Annotated in this window: 15 protein-coding genes and 1 pseudogene; 10 read left to right on the plus strand and 6 right to left on the minus strand. The window is 58.1% G+C overall.

All coding sequences use genetic code 11. The annotated features are described in order from the left end of the window. Positions 1–234: 234 nt before the first annotated feature. The 10 genes and pseudogenes from RBH10_RS04095 to RBH10_RS04140 form a co-directional block, all read left to right on the plus strand. Positions 235–1,146: pseudogene (locus RBH10_RS04095) on the plus strand (LacI family DNA-binding transcriptional regulator); the annotation flags it as partial. A 135-nt stretch (positions 1,147–1,281) separates the two neighbouring features. Further along, positions 1,282–2,892 carry an FAD-dependent oxidoreductase gene (locus tag RBH10_RS04100; RefSeq protein ID WP_281038918.1) on the plus strand — a complete coding sequence of 537 codons (1,611 nt, stop codon included), beginning with the start codon at positions 1,282–1,284 and terminating at the stop codon, positions 2,890–2,892. Between the two features lie 29 nt (positions 2,893–2,921). Further along, entirely contained in the window at positions 2,922–4,181 is a 1,260-nt protein-coding gene (locus RBH10_RS04105; protein WP_281038917.1) for a sugar ABC transporter substrate-binding protein, read from the plus strand. Between the two features lie 55 nt (positions 4,182–4,236). Beyond that, positions 4,237–5,163 (plus strand): carbohydrate ABC transporter permease, encoded by a 927-nt coding sequence (locus RBH10_RS04110; RefSeq protein WP_045015534.1) that lies wholly within the window; start codon positions 4,237–4,239, stop codon positions 5,161–5,163. Further along, positions 5,153–5,995 (plus strand): carbohydrate ABC transporter permease, encoded by an 843-nt coding sequence (locus tag RBH10_RS04115; RefSeq protein ID WP_045015533.1) that lies wholly within the window; start codon positions 5,153–5,155, stop codon positions 5,993–5,995. Before RBH10_RS04110 ends, RBH10_RS04115 begins: the two co-directional genes overlap by 11 nt. 15 nt (positions 5,996–6,010) lie before the next feature. Beyond that, positions 6,011–7,054: an ABC transporter ATP-binding protein gene (locus tag RBH10_RS04120; RefSeq protein WP_281038916.1), complete on the plus strand. Its 1,044-nt coding sequence runs from the start codon at positions 6,011–6,013 to the stop codon at positions 7,052–7,054. 13 nt (positions 7,055–7,067) lie between these two features. After that, entirely contained in the window at positions 7,068–7,550 is a 483-nt protein-coding gene (locus RBH10_RS04125) for a hypothetical protein (protein ID WP_281038915.1), read from the plus strand. A 180-nt stretch (positions 7,551–7,730) separates the two neighbouring features. Beyond that, entirely contained in the window at positions 7,731–9,146 is a 1,416-nt protein-coding gene (locus tag RBH10_RS04130; RefSeq protein ID WP_306180427.1) for a hypothetical protein, read from the plus strand. A 443-nt stretch (positions 9,147–9,589) separates the two neighbouring features. Continuing rightward, positions 9,590–9,793, plus strand: a complete 204-nt coding sequence (locus tag RBH10_RS04135; RefSeq protein WP_045015529.1) for a cold-shock protein — start codon at positions 9,590–9,592, stop codon at positions 9,791–9,793. 749 nt (positions 9,794–10,542) lie between these two features. Then, positions 10,543–11,454: a LysR substrate-binding domain-containing protein gene (locus RBH10_RS04140; protein WP_281038913.1), complete on the plus strand. Its 912-nt coding sequence runs from the start codon at positions 10,543–10,545 to the stop codon at positions 11,452–11,454. An 8-nt stretch (positions 11,455–11,462) separates the two neighbouring features. Here the strand turns inward: RBH10_RS04140 and RBH10_RS04145 are convergent, their stop codons facing one another. From RBH10_RS04145 to RBH10_RS04170, 6 genes are all read right to left on the minus strand, one after another. Further along, entirely contained in the window at positions 11,463–12,743 is a 1,281-nt protein-coding gene (locus RBH10_RS04145; protein ID WP_281038912.1) for a TRAP transporter large permease, read from the minus strand. A 2-nt stretch (positions 12,744–12,745) separates the two neighbouring features. After that, positions 12,746–13,297: a TRAP transporter small permease gene (locus RBH10_RS04150; protein ID WP_281038911.1), complete on the minus strand. Its 552-nt coding sequence runs from the start codon at positions 13,295–13,297 to the stop codon at positions 12,746–12,748. 74 nt (positions 13,298–13,371) lie between these two features. Further along, the gene (locus tag RBH10_RS04155) at positions 13,372–14,367 is read right to left on the minus strand and encodes a DctP family TRAP transporter solute-binding subunit (RefSeq protein ID WP_281038910.1); all 996 of its coding nucleotides are present in this window, start codon (positions 14,365–14,367) and stop codon (positions 13,372–13,374) included. A 48-nt stretch (positions 14,368–14,415) separates the two neighbouring features. Beyond that, positions 14,416–15,300, minus strand: coding sequence for an NAD(P)-dependent oxidoreductase (locus RBH10_RS04160; RefSeq protein ID WP_281038909.1), 885 nt, complete (start codon positions 15,298–15,300; stop codon positions 14,416–14,418). A gap of 16 nt (positions 15,301–15,316) precedes the next feature. Continuing rightward, the gene (locus RBH10_RS04165; protein ID WP_281038908.1) at positions 15,317–15,622 is read right to left on the minus strand and encodes a putative quinol monooxygenase; all 306 of its coding nucleotides are present in this window, start codon (positions 15,620–15,622) and stop codon (positions 15,317–15,319) included. Between the two features lie 16 nt (positions 15,623–15,638). Then, on the minus strand, positions 15,639–16,997 hold the full coding sequence (locus RBH10_RS04170; protein ID WP_281038907.1) for an NAD(P)H-dependent oxidoreductase: 1,359 nt from the start codon (positions 16,995–16,997) through the stop codon (positions 15,639–15,641). Between the last annotated feature and the right edge of the window lie 383 nt (positions 16,998–17,380).

Below are 17,380 nucleotides of genomic sequence, written 5' to 3' on the forward strand. Positions count from 1 at the left end.
TCTCGCCTTGATGAGCTTCGAACTAGAACCCATCAGACAAAAATCGCCATCAGCCAGCACGGTGCTGCTGGCGGCACCAAGTCTATGGCTGGGAAATGTCTGATAAACCCCGGAAATGGAACGGTTCGCTCTGAGACACCATCGTGCAGCGTCTCACTCTTGACATCCTCTCGCAAACCTTGTTTATACGCATAAGCAGCTAATACGAATTAGCAGACAAAAAATGAGGTTTCGATGGTTAGGCGCTTGACGCAACGTGACATTGCGATCTTTGCGGGGGTCAGCCAGGCAACGGTTTCGCTCGTGCTCAACGAGGCGAAATCCGCTGAAGGCCGTATCCCGCCTGAAACGCGAGAGCGCGTGCTGAAGGCCATTCGCGACACCGGTTATGTGGCGGATCCCGTCGCGCGCAGCATGGTCAAAGGCGCCAACCGGATTCTGGGTGTATTCACCTATCAGCCGGCTTTCCCGATTGCGCAGGCGGATTTCTACACGCCGTTTTTGATGGGAATTGAGGAGGAGGCGGAGAAGCTGGGCTACGACCTGCTGCTGATGACGGCGGCGACGCGCGACGATAACGGCCGCAAGCAGATCTTCGGGGAAACGGGGCGGCTTCGACTTGCTGACGGATGCCTGATTCTGGGCAGTCAGTTCGATCGCGATGAATTGGCCCGACTGGTTGCCGGTGACTATCCCTATGTCGCAGTCGGCCGCCGTGACGATGCCGGCGGGCCGGTGCGTTATGTTGGCGCGGATTACGTCACAGCCACCCATGCTCTTGTCCGAGAGGCACTTGTCGCCGGCCATCACCGCTTCGCCTTTATCGGCGCGACGGGTCCGGCGGAATCCATCAGCGACCGCTGGCGTGGTTTTCTGGCCGCAATCGAGGGCGCAGCGGAACTGGTCTATTCCCACGAAAGTGAAAATGGCGATCCGGCCGAGCAACTGGCCGCCGTTCGCGCCAGCGGAGCAAGTGTCGTTTTTTTTGCCGAGGTGGCCGAAGCGGTGGTCTTCGACAATCATGCCCGTGCCCAGGGGGTGAGCGTCCCCGGCGATGTTTCCATCGTGGTGCTGGGCAGCGGCACGCGCACGCATACGCTCCGCTTGCAACGCGTCTTCACCTCCTATGCCATCCCCCGCGAAGAGATGGGCAGGCAGGCGACCTCCATGCTGGTGGAAACCCTTACCAGCCCCCCGGCCCCGTACGACAGGTATTGCTGGGCTGCGACATCGTGGCGGGCGAAACGCTTGCTTCCCCAACTCAAGGAAAGAGAGCCTGACGTGAGAGAATACAATGCAGATATTCTTGTGGTTGGCGGCGGACTTGGCGGCGTGGCCGCGGCGCTTGGGGCCCTACGCAACGGTCGCAGCGTTATTCTGACAGAAGCGTTCGACTGGATTGGCGGTCAGCTGACCAGCCAGGCCGTGCCGCCCGACGAGCACAGCTGGGTCGAGCAGTTCGGGATCACGGCCAGCTATCGCGCCCTGCGCACGGGCGTGCGGCAATATTACCGCGACCACTATCCGCTGACAGACGCCGCCCGGGCGGATCTGACGCTCAACCCCGGTGACGGCAATGTATCTCGCCTGTGCCACGAGCCGCGCGTTTCGCTGGCGGTGATGGAGGCAATGCTTGCCCCTTACGCGGCCGGTGGCAAGCTGACCCTCCTCAAGCCCTATGAGCCGATCGCCGCAGAGGTCGACGGCGACACTGTGCGCGCCGTGACGCTGCGCCATTGCAATACGGGCAATCTCATTTCCTGCTCGGCCCGCTACATTATCGACGCCACCGAATTGGGCGATCTGCTGCCACTGACCGCAACCGACTATGTCACGGGTTTCGAAGCCCAATCCGAAACCGGCGAGCCGAGCGCACCGGCGGAGGCGCAACCGCACAATCAGCAGGCCGTCTCGATCTGCTTCGCCGTCGATCAGGTTGACGGCAATCATGTCATCGACAAACCCGCCCGGTACGACCACTGGCGTCAGGTTGCCCCCGAATTCTGGGGCGGCCCGCTATTGAGCTGGGACTCACCCAATCCACGTACACTGGAGCGCAGCCGCCGATTTTTCGATCCCAACCCGGTCGACAACGCAACACGCGATGTTGCCGACCAGCGCCACAGCGCTGGCGATATGAGCCTGTGGATATTCCGCCGCATTGCCGCCCGCCATACATTTCGGCCCGGCGCCTATGCCAGCGATATCTGCCTCGTGAACTGGCCGATGATCGATTATTTCGAGGCGCCGATCATCGACGTTACCCCCGAACAATATGCTGAGCGGCTGGCCGACGCGGCAAGCCTGTCCTATTCCATGTTCTACTGGATGCAGACCGAGGCACCTCGCCCGGATGGTGGCCAGGGCTTTCCGGGCCTGCGCCTGCGCGGTGACATTACCGGCACGGAGCATGGCCTGGCAATGGCGCCCTATATACGTGAAAGCCGTCGCATTCGTGCCCTGACCACGGTGCTCGAACAGGATTTGTCGCTTGCAGTGCGCGGCGATCGCGGCGCGGTGCATTACCCTGATAGCATCGGTGTCGGCATGTACCGCATCGACCTGCACCCCTCGACAGGCGGCGATAATTATATCGATGTCGGCGCCTGCCCATTCGAGATTCCGTTGGGTGCTCTTATTCCCCGCCATAAAACAAATCTGCTGGCCGCGGCCAAGAACATTGGCACCACGCATATCACCAATGGTTGCTACAGGCTGCATCCGGTCGAATGGAACATCGGCGAAGTAGCTGGCATGCTGGCCGCCTATTGCCTCGACAGGGGCGAGACCCCGCATGGCGTGCATGCTGACGAAAAGCGGCTGGCGGAATTCCACACCCATATCGAACGCCAAGGGGTGGAGCGCCATTGGCCTGATATTCGCGGCTACTAGCTAACACGTATAATCTGGGAGGATTATTCATGCGCAGGACCATAGTCAAAATTGCACTGACCGGTTTTCTGATCACATCCGGGCTGGTTTCGCCGGCGTTGTCGCAGGAATTGCGGATGGCGATCTGGAGCGCCAACGAAGCCCATCTGGCCCTGTTCAACGAGATTGCGGAAGAGTTCGAGGCCAGCCATCCCGGCGTCAAGATCACCTACGATTCGCTTGCCTACGAAGGCTATGCTACCACCTTGACCACCCAGATCGCCGGCGGCAATCCCCCCGATCTGGCCTGGCTGTTCGACACGACCGCGCCTGACTTCATGGCGGCCGGGGCGCTTTATCCCCTCACCGAAACCTTTGCCAGTACTGAAGGTTACGACATGGGCGACTTCCCCCCGGCAACACTCACCGCCTGGTCGTATGAAGGAATACAATATCTCTATCCCTTCTCGACATCGCCCTTCGGCGTCTTCGTCAACAACGACTTGATCCGGGCGGCAGGCGCAAAGACACCCGCCGAGATGATCGCTGCCGGCGACTGGAACTGGGACAATGCCATTGCGACGGCCGCGAAAGTCGCGGCCACAGGCAAACAGGGATTGATCATTCGTGATTTTGAATACAAGGCCTGGGAGAACCTTGCCGAAGTCTATACCGGCTGGAATGCCTATCCCTGGTCGAAAGACACCAAGTCCTGCGCTTTTGCCAGCCCGGAGATGGTTGATGCCATGCGCTTCATCCACGATGCGATCTTCGTGAAGAAAGCCATACCGGGCCCTGGTGTTTCAGCCGATTTCTTTGCCGGGGATGCGGCGATGACGACCACCCAGATCAGCCGCGCAGCGCTGCTGCCGAAAGGCGACAAGGCCTTCGACTGGGATCTCGTGCCTTTGCCTACAGGACCTGCAGGTGACTATGCCTTTACAGGTCGGGCAGGCATTGGCGTCATGGCCAGCGGCAAAAACCCGAAGCTGGCGGCGGAATTCCTCGCGTTTTTCTCCTCCAAGCCGAATGTGGCCAAGCTCGCGCGGTTTTTCCCGCCGGCACGGCAGAGCCTGCTCACTGCCGATGTGCTCGCGGCCGCCAACCCATCGCTGTCGCGCAAACAGATAGAGGCCGTGGTCATTCGCGGCGTCGCCACCGGCCAGTCGACGCAGCAGGTTCGCAATTTTGCCCGGCTGCAACAGACCGTTCGCGCTGGCCTCGACGGTCTCTGGCGTCCCGATGCCGATGTCGCGGCTGTCCTGCAAGCGCTTTGCAGCCGTCTCAACCCGTTGCTGGCGGCCAATTAACGCTTTGTAGTCATCCGATTTTCCATGGATGCGAAAGGCAAAAGGAAGAAAAGCCATGACGCTTGCCCTCCAAACAGCGCAAACACAGGCTAGGCGCAGCTTCTGGACCATGGCGCGCCGCGACGCCGCCACCGGATATCTGTTCATAGCGCCGCAACTCATCGGTATCGTTGTCTTCGTGCTCGTTCCGCTGGTGTTGGTCTTCTGGTATTCGCTGCATGAGTGGAACGTGCTGGCGGGATCTTTCCGGTTCACCGGCGTCGCCAATTACCAGAAACTGCTCAGCGATCCGGCCATAGGCGAAGTGCTGGCCGTGACCGCCGTGTTCTCGGCCGGACTTGCCCTGCTCAATATGAGCCTGGCGCTGGGGCTTGCGTTGCTCTTGAACCAGAAACTGGCCTTCATGACCGTGTTCCGCACGCTGTTCTTTTCCCCTGTCGTGGTGTCGCTGGTCGCCTGGACAATCGTCTGGGGCTTTTTGCTGCAGAACAATGGCGGGATCAACGGCCTCCTGCAAATGATCGGCGTCGAAGGTCCCAACTGGTTGCGCCACCCCACAACGGCGATGATCTCGGTCGTCGTCGTGCAGGCACTCAAAAATCTCGGTCTCAACATGATCCTGTTTCTCGCCGCGCTACAGGGCGTGCCGCGGGAACTGTTCGAAGCCGCGCGCGTCGATGGCGTGCCGCGCTTCAAGCAGTTCTATCGCCTCACCCTGCCGATGATCAGCCCGACGATCCTGCTGGCCTCCATCGTCACCATCGTCGGCGCGTTGCAGGTCTTTGCGCAGATCATGATCCTTACGCAGGGCGGGCCGGGTTTTTCCACGACGGTTCTCGTTTATTACCTCTATCAGCAGGCCTTCCAGTTCTACCTCTTCGGTTATGGCTCGACACTCTCCATCATCCTGCTGGTCATTGTCGGCGCTCTCACCTTCATCCAATGGCACCTGCGCAGAAAGTTCGTATTCTATGAAAACTGAACTCAGCCCACGCGCGCAGACGCTGATCTATTTCATACTCTGCGTGCTGCTTGTCCCCTTTGTCTTTCCGACCTGGTGGATGGTCACGTCGTCGGTCAAACCTGTCAGCCAGATATTTGCCTTTCCGCCGGACATCTGGCCGCGGGCCTTCGATTTCTCGTCCTATTCCGAGGTCTTCAGAATACAGCCCTTCGCGCTGCAATACTGGAACTCCGCCTATATCGCCGCAATCGTCACCATCGGCACCATGGCTGTGGCATCGATGGCCGGATATGCCTTTGCGCGCATCAGGTTCCCCTTCGCCAACGCCATCTTCATGGTGGTGCTGGTGGGATTGCTGATCCCGTCCGAAGTGACGCTGGTTCCGCTGTTCCGGATGTTTCTCAGATGGGGCATGATCAACACGCACTGGCCGCTGATCCTGGTACCGATCTTCGGCGCGCCGGCGGTCTTCGCCACCTTCATCATGCGCCAGTTCTTCATCTCCCTGCCCGTGGAACTGGAGGAAGCCGCCCGGGTCGATGGCCTCGGCCGGTTCAAGATATTCTGGACCATCGCCCTGCCGCTTGCCCGTCCGGCGCTTGCCGCCGTTGCGATCTTCACATTTCTCGGCAGCTGGAACCTTTATCTCGAACCCATCGTCTTTCTTTCCAGCCCCGACAAGTTCACGCTGCCCCAGGCGTTGACACAATTTACCGACGCCTATGGCGGACCGATGTGGAACATCCAGCTTGCCGCCGCAACGATGACCGCCATCCCCGTACTCGTCGTCTTCATCGTTGCGCAGAAACAATTCGTCGAAGGCCTCGCCCATACCGGGCTTAAGGGCTAATCGAAAGGCTGACCCATGGCACCCGTTACCCTTAAATCCGTCAAGAAAAGCTATGGCGCACTCGCCACCATCCATGGTGTCGATATCGATATTGCCGATGGCGAATTCGTTGTCCTCGTCGGCCCTTCGGGCTGCGGCAAATCCACCCTGCTGCGGATGATCGCAGGCCTTGAGACCGTTACCAGTGGCGATATTTCGATCAGCAGCCGTGTCGTCAACGAGATCGAACCGAAAGACCGCGACATCGCCATGGTCTTCCAGAACTACGCGCTTTATCCGCACATGAGCGTGGCCAGAAACATGGCATTCTCGCTCGAGCATCGCGGCGGCAGCAAGGCCGAGATCGCCGAGCGGGTGAGCTGGGCAGCGGAGATATTGGGGCTGACGCCATTGCTCGAACGGTTCCCCCGCCAGCTTTCCGGCGGGCAACGGCAGCGTGTCGCCATGGGCCGCGCAATCGTCCGCAATCCTCAGGTTTTTCTGTTCGACGAACCGCTCAGCAATCTCGATGCCAAATTGCGCGTGGTGATGCGCGGTGAAATCAAGGGGTTGCACCAGCGTCTGGGGGTCACGACCGTTTATGTCACGCATGACCAGGTGGAAGCCATGACCATGGCCGACAAGATCGTGGTGATGAATGCCGGACGGGTCGAACAATGCGGAGCACCGCTCGAGCTTTATGACCGGCCCGCCAATCCCTTCGTCGCCGGCTTCATCGGTTCGCCAGCGATGAATTTCATCAAGGGACGACTTACCGCTGATGGCTTCGAGGCTGACGGCGTCGCTTTGCCCCTCCCGCCCGGTCCCGTCACAGGCGAAGCGATATACGGCATCCGCCCGGAACATTTCGAACTGGTCACACATGGCCTTCCCGCGACCGTTTTATTGGTGGAGCCGATGGGGTCGGAAACGCAGGTCACGATGATGATCGGCCATCACCAGGTCATCGGTGTTTTCCGCGAGCGCGTACAAGCGCAGCCGGGCGCGACCATCCAGGTTCAACCAGATCTGGCATCGATCCACCTGTTCGATGCCAGGACAAGTCAACGCCTCAACTAGCGGACCGCTCGCCATGACACGCCATCGCAAACCGGGTCTGAAGACGCACCGCGCCGACACGCCACCTCTCGGCATATTTTCACCATCCGAAATTGCATCGGATCCCTCATGGGTTCCGGATATGGCTGTTTTAGGCGAGCCGGCGATGACTGCGGAAACCTATATTGCCGCATATCTTGCCGACGTTGATGCATGGTGGTGGTCAACGAACCTGCATCACGAGCCAAGAGATTTAGCGTTAAAACGTACCCTCGCCATTATCACACGAGCAAAGATGCCCGATCACGAACGGGCTCTCGGCCAATTGGGTGTCGATCCCTTGGAGAACATGATGTCCGATGAGCTGCTCGATCTTTTGAGAGCCTGGATGCCGTTCACTCCCGCAATGTGCTACGCCCTCGGCTGCGTGCGGATGGAATTTGAGCCGCCCATGCTGCAACACCGCCTGGGTGCAATGATCGCGGAATCGCAGCGCAAGACAGAATTCAATGATTAAAAATCACTGTTTATTGGAGGCGGGTGGCGTTGAACTCGGAATAGACAGTATGAAATCAACGTGTCAGGTGTTGGAAAGCCGTCATCGGAGGGACATGCAAATTTGCACGAACGCAACGCGCCGTAACATCGGTCTGGTCCCTCCCTCTTTCTCGCTGCCGGGCTGATATTCCAGGCAACGATGGCAGTCAGCCCGGCCCAGGCGGCGGAGAGCGTGACCGTTCCACCTTATGAACCTGCCATCGGGGCTGAGCGTCATTATCGCGTCCAAAAGACGACCGAGACCGACATGTCGCTTTGGTTCGACCGGCCGGAAGCATCGCCCGTTGTCATGCGTGGCGATTTCCGTCAATCGGCAACGGTCCTGTCGCGAAACGACGAGGGGATGCGGATGAAATGGAGGCTTTCCGCGGACACTCCTCCGGACGCGACAGGCGCTGCGGATTCCTATGCGATGAACGCCATGTTTCGCAATTCGCTCGCCGCTTATGGTGTTAAGGAGCTGGAATTCGACGCAGATCTGAGCGGTGCTCCGACGGAGCTTATCGGCGCCGATCAGATCATTGCCAATATGGAAATGCTTCTGTCCACGTCCGCGTCAGATAACACGGCCTCTCGCATGCTCCAGACCGTTAAAGGTAATCCTCTTGTCGTTATCGACGTGCTTGCGCCGGAAAGCATGATCCTTGCGCTTGGGCAATCCTCCGAAGCTTTCACGACAGATATCGGGCAGGAATGGACGGTTGCGGGAAGCGAAGAACTGAAGGGGCTGCTTGTTCCGACAAGCACCCTCTGGAAACTCGAAGCCGCCGACAAGGCCCGGCAAACAGCCACATTCAGCGCGAAGGTAACCTACGATCCGGTTGCCCTGCTGCAATCCCAGCAATCTTCGATCGATGGCATGATCGCAAGCTTCGCAGACCGGGCGAAGCAACTGACCGATGCGCAACTAGCGCAGGCCAGAAACGCCGGCAAGTCGCGGACTGTGACCTATGTGAATTCAACACGCGACGGCTCAACAATCGAAGTGCTGGAAAACACGGTCGCAAGTGTTGACGGCATGAAGGTCACCGTGGCTGTGCATATCTGGCGAGAGGATCAGCCACCGGTCCTGCCTGCGCCGCATGCCTGGACTGCCGAGACCCTGTCTGGTCAACGCGTTGAGCCGTTACCCGAAAACAATACGCAAACTTCGATCGATCTGGACCAGTACCGCCCGAAGACCGATGCCAATACCGCTTCCTCTCCCAAACAGAATGATGGTGGCAAAACCTCTGCCGACAGCGGCGGGGACATTGCACCGATTTCGCTCAAGGTCGCAAAGGTGAAAACCTCGGTCGATCCCGCTGTCGGACCTGCGGTGGAAATTGCGCTGACACCGGAAAGCGCCAAGACCTTCGAGGATTTCACACGTGCAGCTCTCGGGCAAAAGACCCAGTTGCTGGTTGATGGAGAAGTCATCTTCGAGCCGGTCGTGAGAGAGCCGATTATGGGCGGCAGCGTCACCATCAATGGCCTTGATTCAGCACAAGCTCTGGTCGTCGAGCGGAAATTGTCGTCTTCCGAGGCCACGATCATCGTGCGGTTGGCGCCATAATCCTCGATCTCCATTATCTTCATAATCGGACCGATCCTCATCGAAGTCGCGGGAACCAGGGTTCACTTTCTTTGATTTTGCCGAGAGCAAGCCATCTCGCTCTTCGCGCGTGAGACCTTCTTCTACCAGTAGCGACCGCGCGTAGATCGTAGAGTAAGTCGTCACCACACTGTCCTGGACTGAATCGCAGAAGCGCCGGATACTTGCGCCAGTGTGTACCGGCGACCACGGCGCACGGTAAGAAACGAATCCGGGTAGCACCGGATCTTCCTGCCGCCCCTGATTTTTTGAGAGCTTCAACACTCTGAAGATAACTCATGCCGCTATAGTAGTCGATGATCGCTGAGCCGACGTACCTTCTCAAAAGGTTAGGTTGATGCGATCCAGTTCTCATTGTAGTTTCCGCTTCGTAATCTTAGCACAAGACGTAGGAACGGAATTCCATGGCAACCGGAACGGTTAAATTCTTCAACGATGATAAAGGCTTCGGCTTCATTACGCCTGAAAATGGCGGACAGGACGTCTTTGTCCATGTCTCTGCCCTGCAACGCGGCGATTCACTTCGTGAAGGTGACAAGGTTAGCTTCGAAGTTGGACAGGATAGAAAGACCGGGAAGTCCAAGGCGGAGAATGTCTCGGTCCTGTAATTTGCGGGCGTCGCTACTGCACAGCCTGTCGATCTGGCTTAAGCGAAGTGCAGTGTGGCGCTTGCTCTCGACGGCTTGAGGAAGCACGGCTGGGTGGAAGAGGTTTGACTGAGGACCGACACATCCCCGGACTTCTGGCGGAGATCGCCACCTATGGCACGGCCAGCGTCAAGCCATCTATTGCGGAAGGAATGCTTGCTGGAGCATTCCTTCCAACCAGTCCAGCAATTTGCCTACACAGACGGCAAGAACGCAATGGACGGTCACGAATTTGGGGGCGAGGCTTTTTCCAGCCGATCAACCGCAACCTGCTCCAACGCCACCTTATGGAGCGCGGCCCAATCGTCAGGCGAATTACCGTCTTCCAGCATCCCCTTTGAAGACCTGTAGGCATCAAGGTCAACCTCCGTTTAATTAGGAGCGACAGAAGCAAACACCTCGACTATGAGGCGTCAGCCTTCGCCCGAGGTCCGGGCGACCTGCATAAGCATCCGCTTCGCTTCCCGCGTCCGGCCAGAGACGAACGCCTGCCAAACTTTCTGCGCTCCGACCCAGCGGTTAAGATTTGAATGGATGTTCATTGATATGCCTTGCGATCTGAAGTTGCCAGCATACAAATAGACCAACAAGTCCCTGCATAGTAGGCTCTGCGACTGCAACCCAGCAATGCGTTTTCGCCTGATGATCATCCGTACAGCTTACGATCTCGGGCATTGACTTAAATTCTGCAGAGAGCAGACAGGATAGAAATGCAAATCCCGATCAAGGCAATTCTGGTGTTTCATTCCGCAGCACGTGCGGGAAGTATAGCCCGCGCCGCGGCGGAGCTGGGCGTAACACCATCGGCCGTCAGCCAACAGATCCAAGTGCTGGAAGTGCAGCTTGGTGTCACGCTTCTGACCAAGGCCGGGCGCGGAGTTGCTTTGACCGAAGCTGGTGAACGCTATTTTTCGATGATTGCCGACAGAATTGAGGGTATCGAGGAGGCGACAGGCACAATCCGTGGATTTCGCTCGGTCACGACTCTGACTGTTCGCGCGACTCCTACCTTCTCCAACAAGTGGCTCCTGCCTCGGCTGGGAAATCTCCTCAACCAACATCCCGATCTCGAACTCAGGCTTGATGGCACCAACGAGCCAACGGACTTCAGCCAGGAACTGGTCGACATCGAGATAAGGCATGGTGATGGTCGGTGGCCCGGCCTCTTCGTCGAAGCCGTGGCCGACGAACGGTTCTACCCTGTTTGTTCACCCGACTATGCCGCGACCGGAAGCATGGCTGCGGCGGATCTGCTTCATCATCGGCTGATCCATTCCGCAAAATCGCAGGCCCAATGGAACAGTTGGTTTCCGCTGGCGGGTATCTCGACACAGCAGCGATGGCAGCGGGTACTTTTCGACCGCAGCCATATGGCGATCGACGCTGCCGTCAGGGGTATGGGCATCGCACTGGAAAGCAATCTCATGATGGGCGATGAGCTGAAAAACGGTCGGCTTGTCTGCCCTGTGATTGCGCCGCCTCGCGTCGAGTTGGTTACTCAGTGGATTGTCTGCCCGCGTGATCACCTACGACAAAAAAAGGTTCGTGTATTCCTGGACTGGCTGCGACTTGAACGTGCCGAGTGGCAGGCAGCCCATCCTTCAGGCTGCCTGCTGGACTGACGTTCAGCCTAATACATTCCCAACAACCGGATGGGCCCAAGCGTCAGGATGGGGAAGAGAACCAGCGCGAAGATGGCAAGTGTCAGCACTGTCATCGGCGCTAGCGATCCCCGTATGACATCTTCGACCTTCATGTTGGCAACCTGGGCGGCCGCAAACAGGCAGACCCCGACGGGCGGCGTCACAAGGCCAAGGGTAAGCGTCATGACGGTGACAATAAGAAAGTGAATGGGATCGATGCCAATCGCCTGCACCGGTGGCATCAGCACCGGGATCAGGATGAACATGGCGGGGATAGCCTCCATGAAGATGCCGATGATCAGCAGGAAGACAAAGATCACAAGCATTCCCGTCATCGGGCCGAGATGCATTGCCTGGAAAGCTTCGGCAACCTTTTCCGGTAATCCATCATAGGTAAACACCCAGGCGGCGATTTGCGACGTGGCCGCGATGAAGAGGATCGTACCCGAGATACGCGCCGTCGAGATAAGGATTTCCGGCAGTTCGCTGACCGGAAGCGTTCGATAAACGAGAATACCGAGGATCGCGACATACACCACAGCGATGGCGGCCGCTTCCGTTGGCGTGAACAGCCCGCTGGCGATCCCCACGATCAGGATCAAAGGCGTCAACATCGGCAAGACGGCACGCAGGCCTGTAACAACGACCATGCGCATGCTGAACGGTGATGGCGGGTTATAGCCGTAATAGACGGAATAGAAATGATTGAAAACGAGGAAAGCGAAGGCGATGAACAGGCCGGGTACCAGGCCTGCGACCAAAAGCGTTCCGATCGACACGTTGGCGATCGAGCCAGCGATGACAACAAGGATCGACGGCGGAATGATGGAAGACAGGGTCGACGTGCAAAGCGTCATGCCGACGGCGTAACCTTTCGGAAACCCGTGCCGTTCCATCGCCTTGATCTCGATTGCACCAACGGACGCGATATCGGCCACCGACGAACCCGATACACCGGAAAAGATGACGGACGAGATGACATTCACATGGCCAAGTCCGCCAGGGAGCCAGCCGACGATCGCCTCCGCGAAATCGAAGATCCTCTCCGCTACCCGCCCTCGTTCCATGACAGTTCCAACGAGAATGAACAGCGGCACCGCGACCAGCAGGAATGAGTTCATGGACGAAAACATGGTCTGGGCCATGAGGTCCATCGGCATTGACGTGAAGAGCCAGAGTGTGACAACGCTCGCCAACGCCAGGGCGACGGCAAGAGGGATGCCAAGCATGCTCAATCCGAAAAAAGCAACGAGAAGAAATACCGACATAACTAATGCCTCGCAGTGATGGAAATGTCGGCATGGGCGATTTCGCCCTCCGGCAAACCGAGTTCGGGAAGCGCGATCAGATCCCGACGGCTACGCAGCGATTCGACGATAGCAAGGACCGCGATGACGGCGGAAACGGGCATCACCATGCCGATCAGCCACATTGGAATGGGGAGGGTTGCAGCTGTCTCGGTCATCATGATCTGCTGGCGAACCAATGTCAGACCCGTCCAGCCCATCAAACCGAAAAAGAAGACCGAAGAAGCCACATAGATCGGTACCGCCAGATGCTGGAACAGGCGCCGGCCCATGACGAGAAAAACTACGACGCGGGCGCTTTCGACCGTTCGAAAGCCGGCGGCCAAGCCCAGAAACACCATCCAGATAAAGAGGAAGCGGGTCGCCTCCTCTGTCCAGGGTAGCGGATGACCGGTCAGTCGTCCGATAACCTGCAGCAAGACGACGACCAGTATCCCAAAGCAAGCTGCCCCTGCGGCGACATCTGCAATGATCCTGACGAATGTTCCAAGCGACGAACCCAGGGAGGCGCGCATCACGTTACCCTTTTCAAACAGAGATAAAAATCCGATGCCGGCACTTTGCCTTCAGGCAAAGTGCCGAGGAAACATCAGTTCGTCGCGATGAAGCTGCGGGTACGCTCGAAGAAAGATTTGTCCTTGATCAGCGCCGAAAACTTGTCGGAAAGGCTGGCAGCGACATCGACAAAGGCCTTGCGCTGCTCTTGGGTCAGTTCGTTGACCTCCATGCCGTTGCTCTTGAGTGTCGCCAGCGATTTTTCGATATCAGCGGCATCATTTCCGGCCTTCCAGGCCTCGGTTTCCTTTGCTGCATCGTTCAACGCAGCTTTAAAAGTGTCACTCAGGCCACTATAGCGGGCCGGGTTCATGCCAAGCACCCAGGCATCAGCGATATGGTTGCTGATCGTCGCATACTTCTGCACTTCGTAGAGTTTTGCGCTGACCGGAACATTGATCGGGTTTTCCTGGCCGTCGACAACTTTCAACTGCAAGGCATTGTAGACCTCGGCAAATGCCATAGGCGTCGGGGCCGCCCCCATCGCGCCGAAGAATTCCACCCAGAGCGGATTATTGGGAACACGCAGCTTCATACCCTTCATATCTGCCGGCGAGGTGATGGCGATCTTGGAATTTGTGATCTGACGCAAAGGGCGGGACCAGAGGTCCAGCCCCTGGATACCGATCTTGCTAAGGTCGGACTGAAGTTCCTTGCCGAGATCGCTGTCGAGGTAAGCCCGCAGCTGGTCGATATCCCGGAACTGATAGGGGATGGCGATGGCCGTGAACTTGGGATTGAAGGTCGCGTAAAGCGATGTGGAATTGAGCAGCATATCCAGCGAACCACCCGCCAGCTGCTTGACCCCGGCGGACGGATCTCCACCATAGAGTGTGCCGTTAGGGAAGACCTTGACCGTGAGCTCCCCGTTGGTCTTTGCAGAAACGAGTTCGGCGAATTTCTTTGCCGCAAGGGTAATTTCGGACGTATCCGGATCGGGTGTCGACAGTGTCAAGGTCTCGGCCTGCACCACACCGGCCGTGAAAATGGCGGCGGCGGCGATAAGGCTACGGATGCTCAGATAGTTCATTGGTTTCTCCTCCCATTGTTCGTCGATTCGAGAATGCCGATGGCATGCTCAGCTTGCGTTCATTCGCTGCAGTTCGCGGATAATCCCGCTGTGGTCCAGATCGCCATCGCCATTATCGACCATAGCCTGGAATAGTCGGTCAACCTCCTCGCTGACCGGCAATCTCAAACCGCGGTTTCGGGCAAAACCCAGAGCCGTGGATGTATCCTTCACCTGATATTTCGCCGGACCACCGGGCTCGAAATTTCCCTCTACCATTCGAAGCCCATGTTGGCGGAACACCGTCGAATCCGCGAAACCCCCGAGCAGGGCCTCGCGCACCCGCGCCGGATCTGCCCCGCCGCTCTTGGCAAGCGTCAGTGCTTCGGCCACCGAACAGATCGTCGAAGCGACGATCAACTGATTTGCGAGCTTGGTCAGCGATCCACTTCCAACCGGACCGACGTGCGTGACACGCCCGAGATAGGCAAGAACGGGTCGCATCGCGTCCACGAGCGTCGCGTCACCACCCGCCATGATCGCCAGTGTCCCTTCCCGGGCACCCTTCTCACCGCCGGAGACTGGAGCGTCAAGGCATCCGACATCGTGTTCAGACGCGGCATCTGCGATCGCTATTGCGGTTTCCACCGGGATGGAACTCATCACGACAAGCGTGGAGCCTGGCCGCATAGCGGCGATGACGCCTGCCGGCCCCGTGAGCAACGCCTCGCAAACCGGACCGGAACTCAGCATACAGATGACTGCATCTGCGTTGCTGACGGCGTCGATGGCATGATCGGCGACGACTACCCCGCTTTCCCGCAATGCGGCAGCTTTGTCCAAGGTCCTGTTCCAGGCACGCACCGGAAATCCGGCTTCCGCCAGCCGCCCGGCCATGGGACCGCCCATGATGCCCGTGCCGATGACGGCGATGTTGCGGATAGTGTCGACCATCAGCCTTCCCTCCGCATCAAGGGTACCGCCGCTGCAGGAAGCGGATCGGCCTTTCCTCGATGACAAGTGACGGGAAAGCGTCTTGAAAACGCCGCAGGTGCGGCGTTTTCAGATGGCCATCGAACGCTGCACGGCTATCATAGACTTCGTAGAAAACAACCGTATCGGGCTCGCTCTGCGAGCATGCGATGTCGAACTGCCGGCAGCCATCCTCATCTGCGATCGAATGCAAAGCGTCGTCCATGGCGGCAGCCAGGAAAGCCTCGAGCTTGCCGGGCTTGACCTGAAATTCGGCGATCACGACGAAGGCTTTCGTGTCCATTTGCTGCCCTCCCCGATCACTCTGCTGCCATCTTGGCCGGACGGAAGCGATCTTCCATCTCCCGACGCAGGCCGACGACATCCAGATCCTTGACGATCTCTACATCATCAAAGGAGACGATCTGGTCCTTTTTGATCGGCCGCTTGAGCTTGACATTATGGGCAAGGCCGATCGGCAGCGCCTTGAGGTCCAGACTTCGGTTCGCCGGGATGGCGTTAGCCCACACCGCGTAGCCACCCTCGCCGTCCAGCATTTCGCCTGGCTGCATATCCTTCTTTGCTGTTGCCACCGCATCTCCACGAAACTCCGACGAGCAACCCGTCGGTTCGTTCCTGAGCACGGCGGACAATACGCTGACCGATGTTTCAAGGCCGATGATGTGGAATGGCCGCCACATGGAAGCGTACCAGCCAGACGGGTCAGTCAGCAGGCCATACTGCTTGAAGCAGGCACGGGCATATTCGTTATGTGCCTTGAATGTGACGAAGACGCCGTAGCGGATGTTATTAAACACCTCGCGACCATCGGGCTCCTGACTGGCGGCAATATCAACCAGGCCGGACCGCGCCATGCGTCCGCCATCGGACACCGGACGGAAGACGCGGGCGAGATCGTGAAGACCTGCAGGCGGGAAGGCCAAACCATCGTCCGGGCAATCGAGCCCGGTGCCATTAGCAACGGCCGCCATTTCGATGGCCGCCTTGGTTCCGTCGGTGAAGGAATTGTAGAGTTTCGGATTGAGATTGTCAGCCGCTACCTGTTCCTCCGTCCAGCCGAACAGTCCCCAGACCGTATCCGGCGTGGAATAGCGGTAACGCGGTTCGAAATTCATGCCCTTGCCGGCAGAGGTGATCTCAAATCCGGTTGCACGCGCCCAATCGACAAGTTCGCATATAAGTGCCGGCTGGTCGCCGTAAGCCATTGAATAGATGACACCAGCGGCACGCGCTTTTTCCGCAAGGATTGGGCCAACCATGACATCCGCTTCGACGTTGACCATGACGACATGCTTCTTGGCCTCGATTGCACCTAACGCATGGCGCGTGCCGGCAATCGGATGGCCGGTCGCCTCGATCACGCATTCGATCTCGTCGCAACCGAATACTTCTTTGACGTCGCCGGTCACATATGTCTGGCCGGTTTTGATTGCGTCACCGCAGCTTTTCGCCTCATAGCGTTCTTTCGGCCAGCCGACACGCTGCATGGATTCACGCGCTTTGCCGACATCTAGGTCAACGACTGCGACCATGTGGAGACCGCTGATCCTCTGAGCCTGGGCAAGAACCATGGAGCCGAATTTGCCGGCGCCGATCAAGGCCACTCTGACCGGGCGGCCGTTGGCAGCGCGAAGCGACAGAAGGGAAGAAAGATTCATCGTGATTACATCCTCAGCTAGGGACAAATGTGAGGAGCCCCGCTGGTTTCGGCACATATCTAGACCCTGTGCCGAGGCATCACGCCCCGTCACTTGCTCGGATCGAATGGACCTTCCTCCTCTGCGGGATAGCAGTGCGATCTGCCACTCCAGCTGCCTCCCGAGCAGCTTGACCATAACGTACGCTTCCTCGAAACTTAGCTCAATTTAGAAAGTCAGAGACTTTCGTTAGTTTTTCTAAGCAATGAGAGCTCCGAGGAGGCTGCTTATGGGTCAAGAGCCATGTTCGTTCTTGAACAGTATCGAAGCATCGGCCATGCCAGTTCGGCGGATAGATTAATACAATCGAGAAGACCGATCCGAACCACGTTGGAAAAGTGCTG

Origin of the sequence: Rhizobium sp. AN73 (assembly GCF_030757975.1) — a bacterium.
Taxonomy (GTDB): Bacteria; Pseudomonadota; Alphaproteobacteria; order Rhizobiales; family Rhizobiaceae; genus Agrobacterium; species Agrobacterium arsenijevicii.

What these genes read in the sequence shown, in the direction of transcription:
- RBH10_RS04155 (WP_281038910.1), bottom strand. Translation starts at nt 14,367, where the DNA reads ATGAACTATCTGAGCATCCGTAGCCTTATCGCCGCCGCCGCCATTTTC.
- RBH10_RS04145 (WP_281038912.1), bottom strand. Translation starts at nt 12,743, where the DNA reads ATGTCGGTATTTCTTCTCGTTGCTTTTTTCGGATTGAGCATGCTTGGC.
- RBH10_RS04105 (WP_281038917.1), top strand. Translation starts at nt 2,922, where the DNA reads ATGCGCAGGACCATAGTCAAAATTGCACTGACCGGTTTTCTGATCACA.
- RBH10_RS04160 (WP_281038909.1), bottom strand. Translation starts at nt 15,300, where the DNA reads ATGGTCGACACTATCCGCAACATCGCCGTCATCGGCACGGGCATCATG.
- RBH10_RS04130 (WP_306180427.1), top strand. Translation starts at nt 7,731, where the DNA reads ATGGCAGTCAGCCCGGCCCAGGCGGCGGAGAGCGTGACCGTTCCACCT.
- RBH10_RS04110 (WP_045015534.1), top strand. Translation starts at nt 4,237, where the DNA reads ATGACGCTTGCCCTCCAAACAGCGCAAACACAGGCTAGGCGCAGCTTC.
- RBH10_RS04150 (WP_281038911.1), bottom strand. Translation starts at nt 13,297, where the DNA reads ATGCGCGCCTCCCTGGGTTCGTCGCTTGGAACATTCGTCAGGATCATT.
- RBH10_RS04120 (WP_281038916.1), top strand. Translation starts at nt 6,011, where the DNA reads ATGGCACCCGTTACCCTTAAATCCGTCAAGAAAAGCTATGGCGCACTC.
- RBH10_RS04125 (WP_281038915.1), top strand. Translation starts at nt 7,068, where the DNA reads ATGACACGCCATCGCAAACCGGGTCTGAAGACGCACCGCGCCGACACG.
- RBH10_RS04170 (WP_281038907.1), bottom strand. Translation starts at nt 16,997, where the DNA reads ATGAATCTTTCTTCCCTTCTGTCGCTTCGCGCTGCCAACGGCCGCCCG.
- RBH10_RS04135 (WP_045015529.1), top strand. Translation starts at nt 9,590, where the DNA reads ATGGCAACCGGAACGGTTAAATTCTTCAACGATGATAAAGGCTTCGGC.
- RBH10_RS04115 (WP_045015533.1), top strand. Translation starts at nt 5,153, where the DNA reads ATGAAAACTGAACTCAGCCCACGCGCGCAGACGCTGATCTATTTCATA.
- RBH10_RS04140 (WP_281038913.1), top strand. Translation starts at nt 10,543, where the DNA reads ATGCAAATCCCGATCAAGGCAATTCTGGTGTTTCATTCCGCAGCACGT.
- RBH10_RS04165 (WP_281038908.1), bottom strand. Translation starts at nt 15,622, where the DNA reads ATGGACACGAAAGCCTTCGTCGTGATCGCCGAATTTCAGGTCAAGCCC.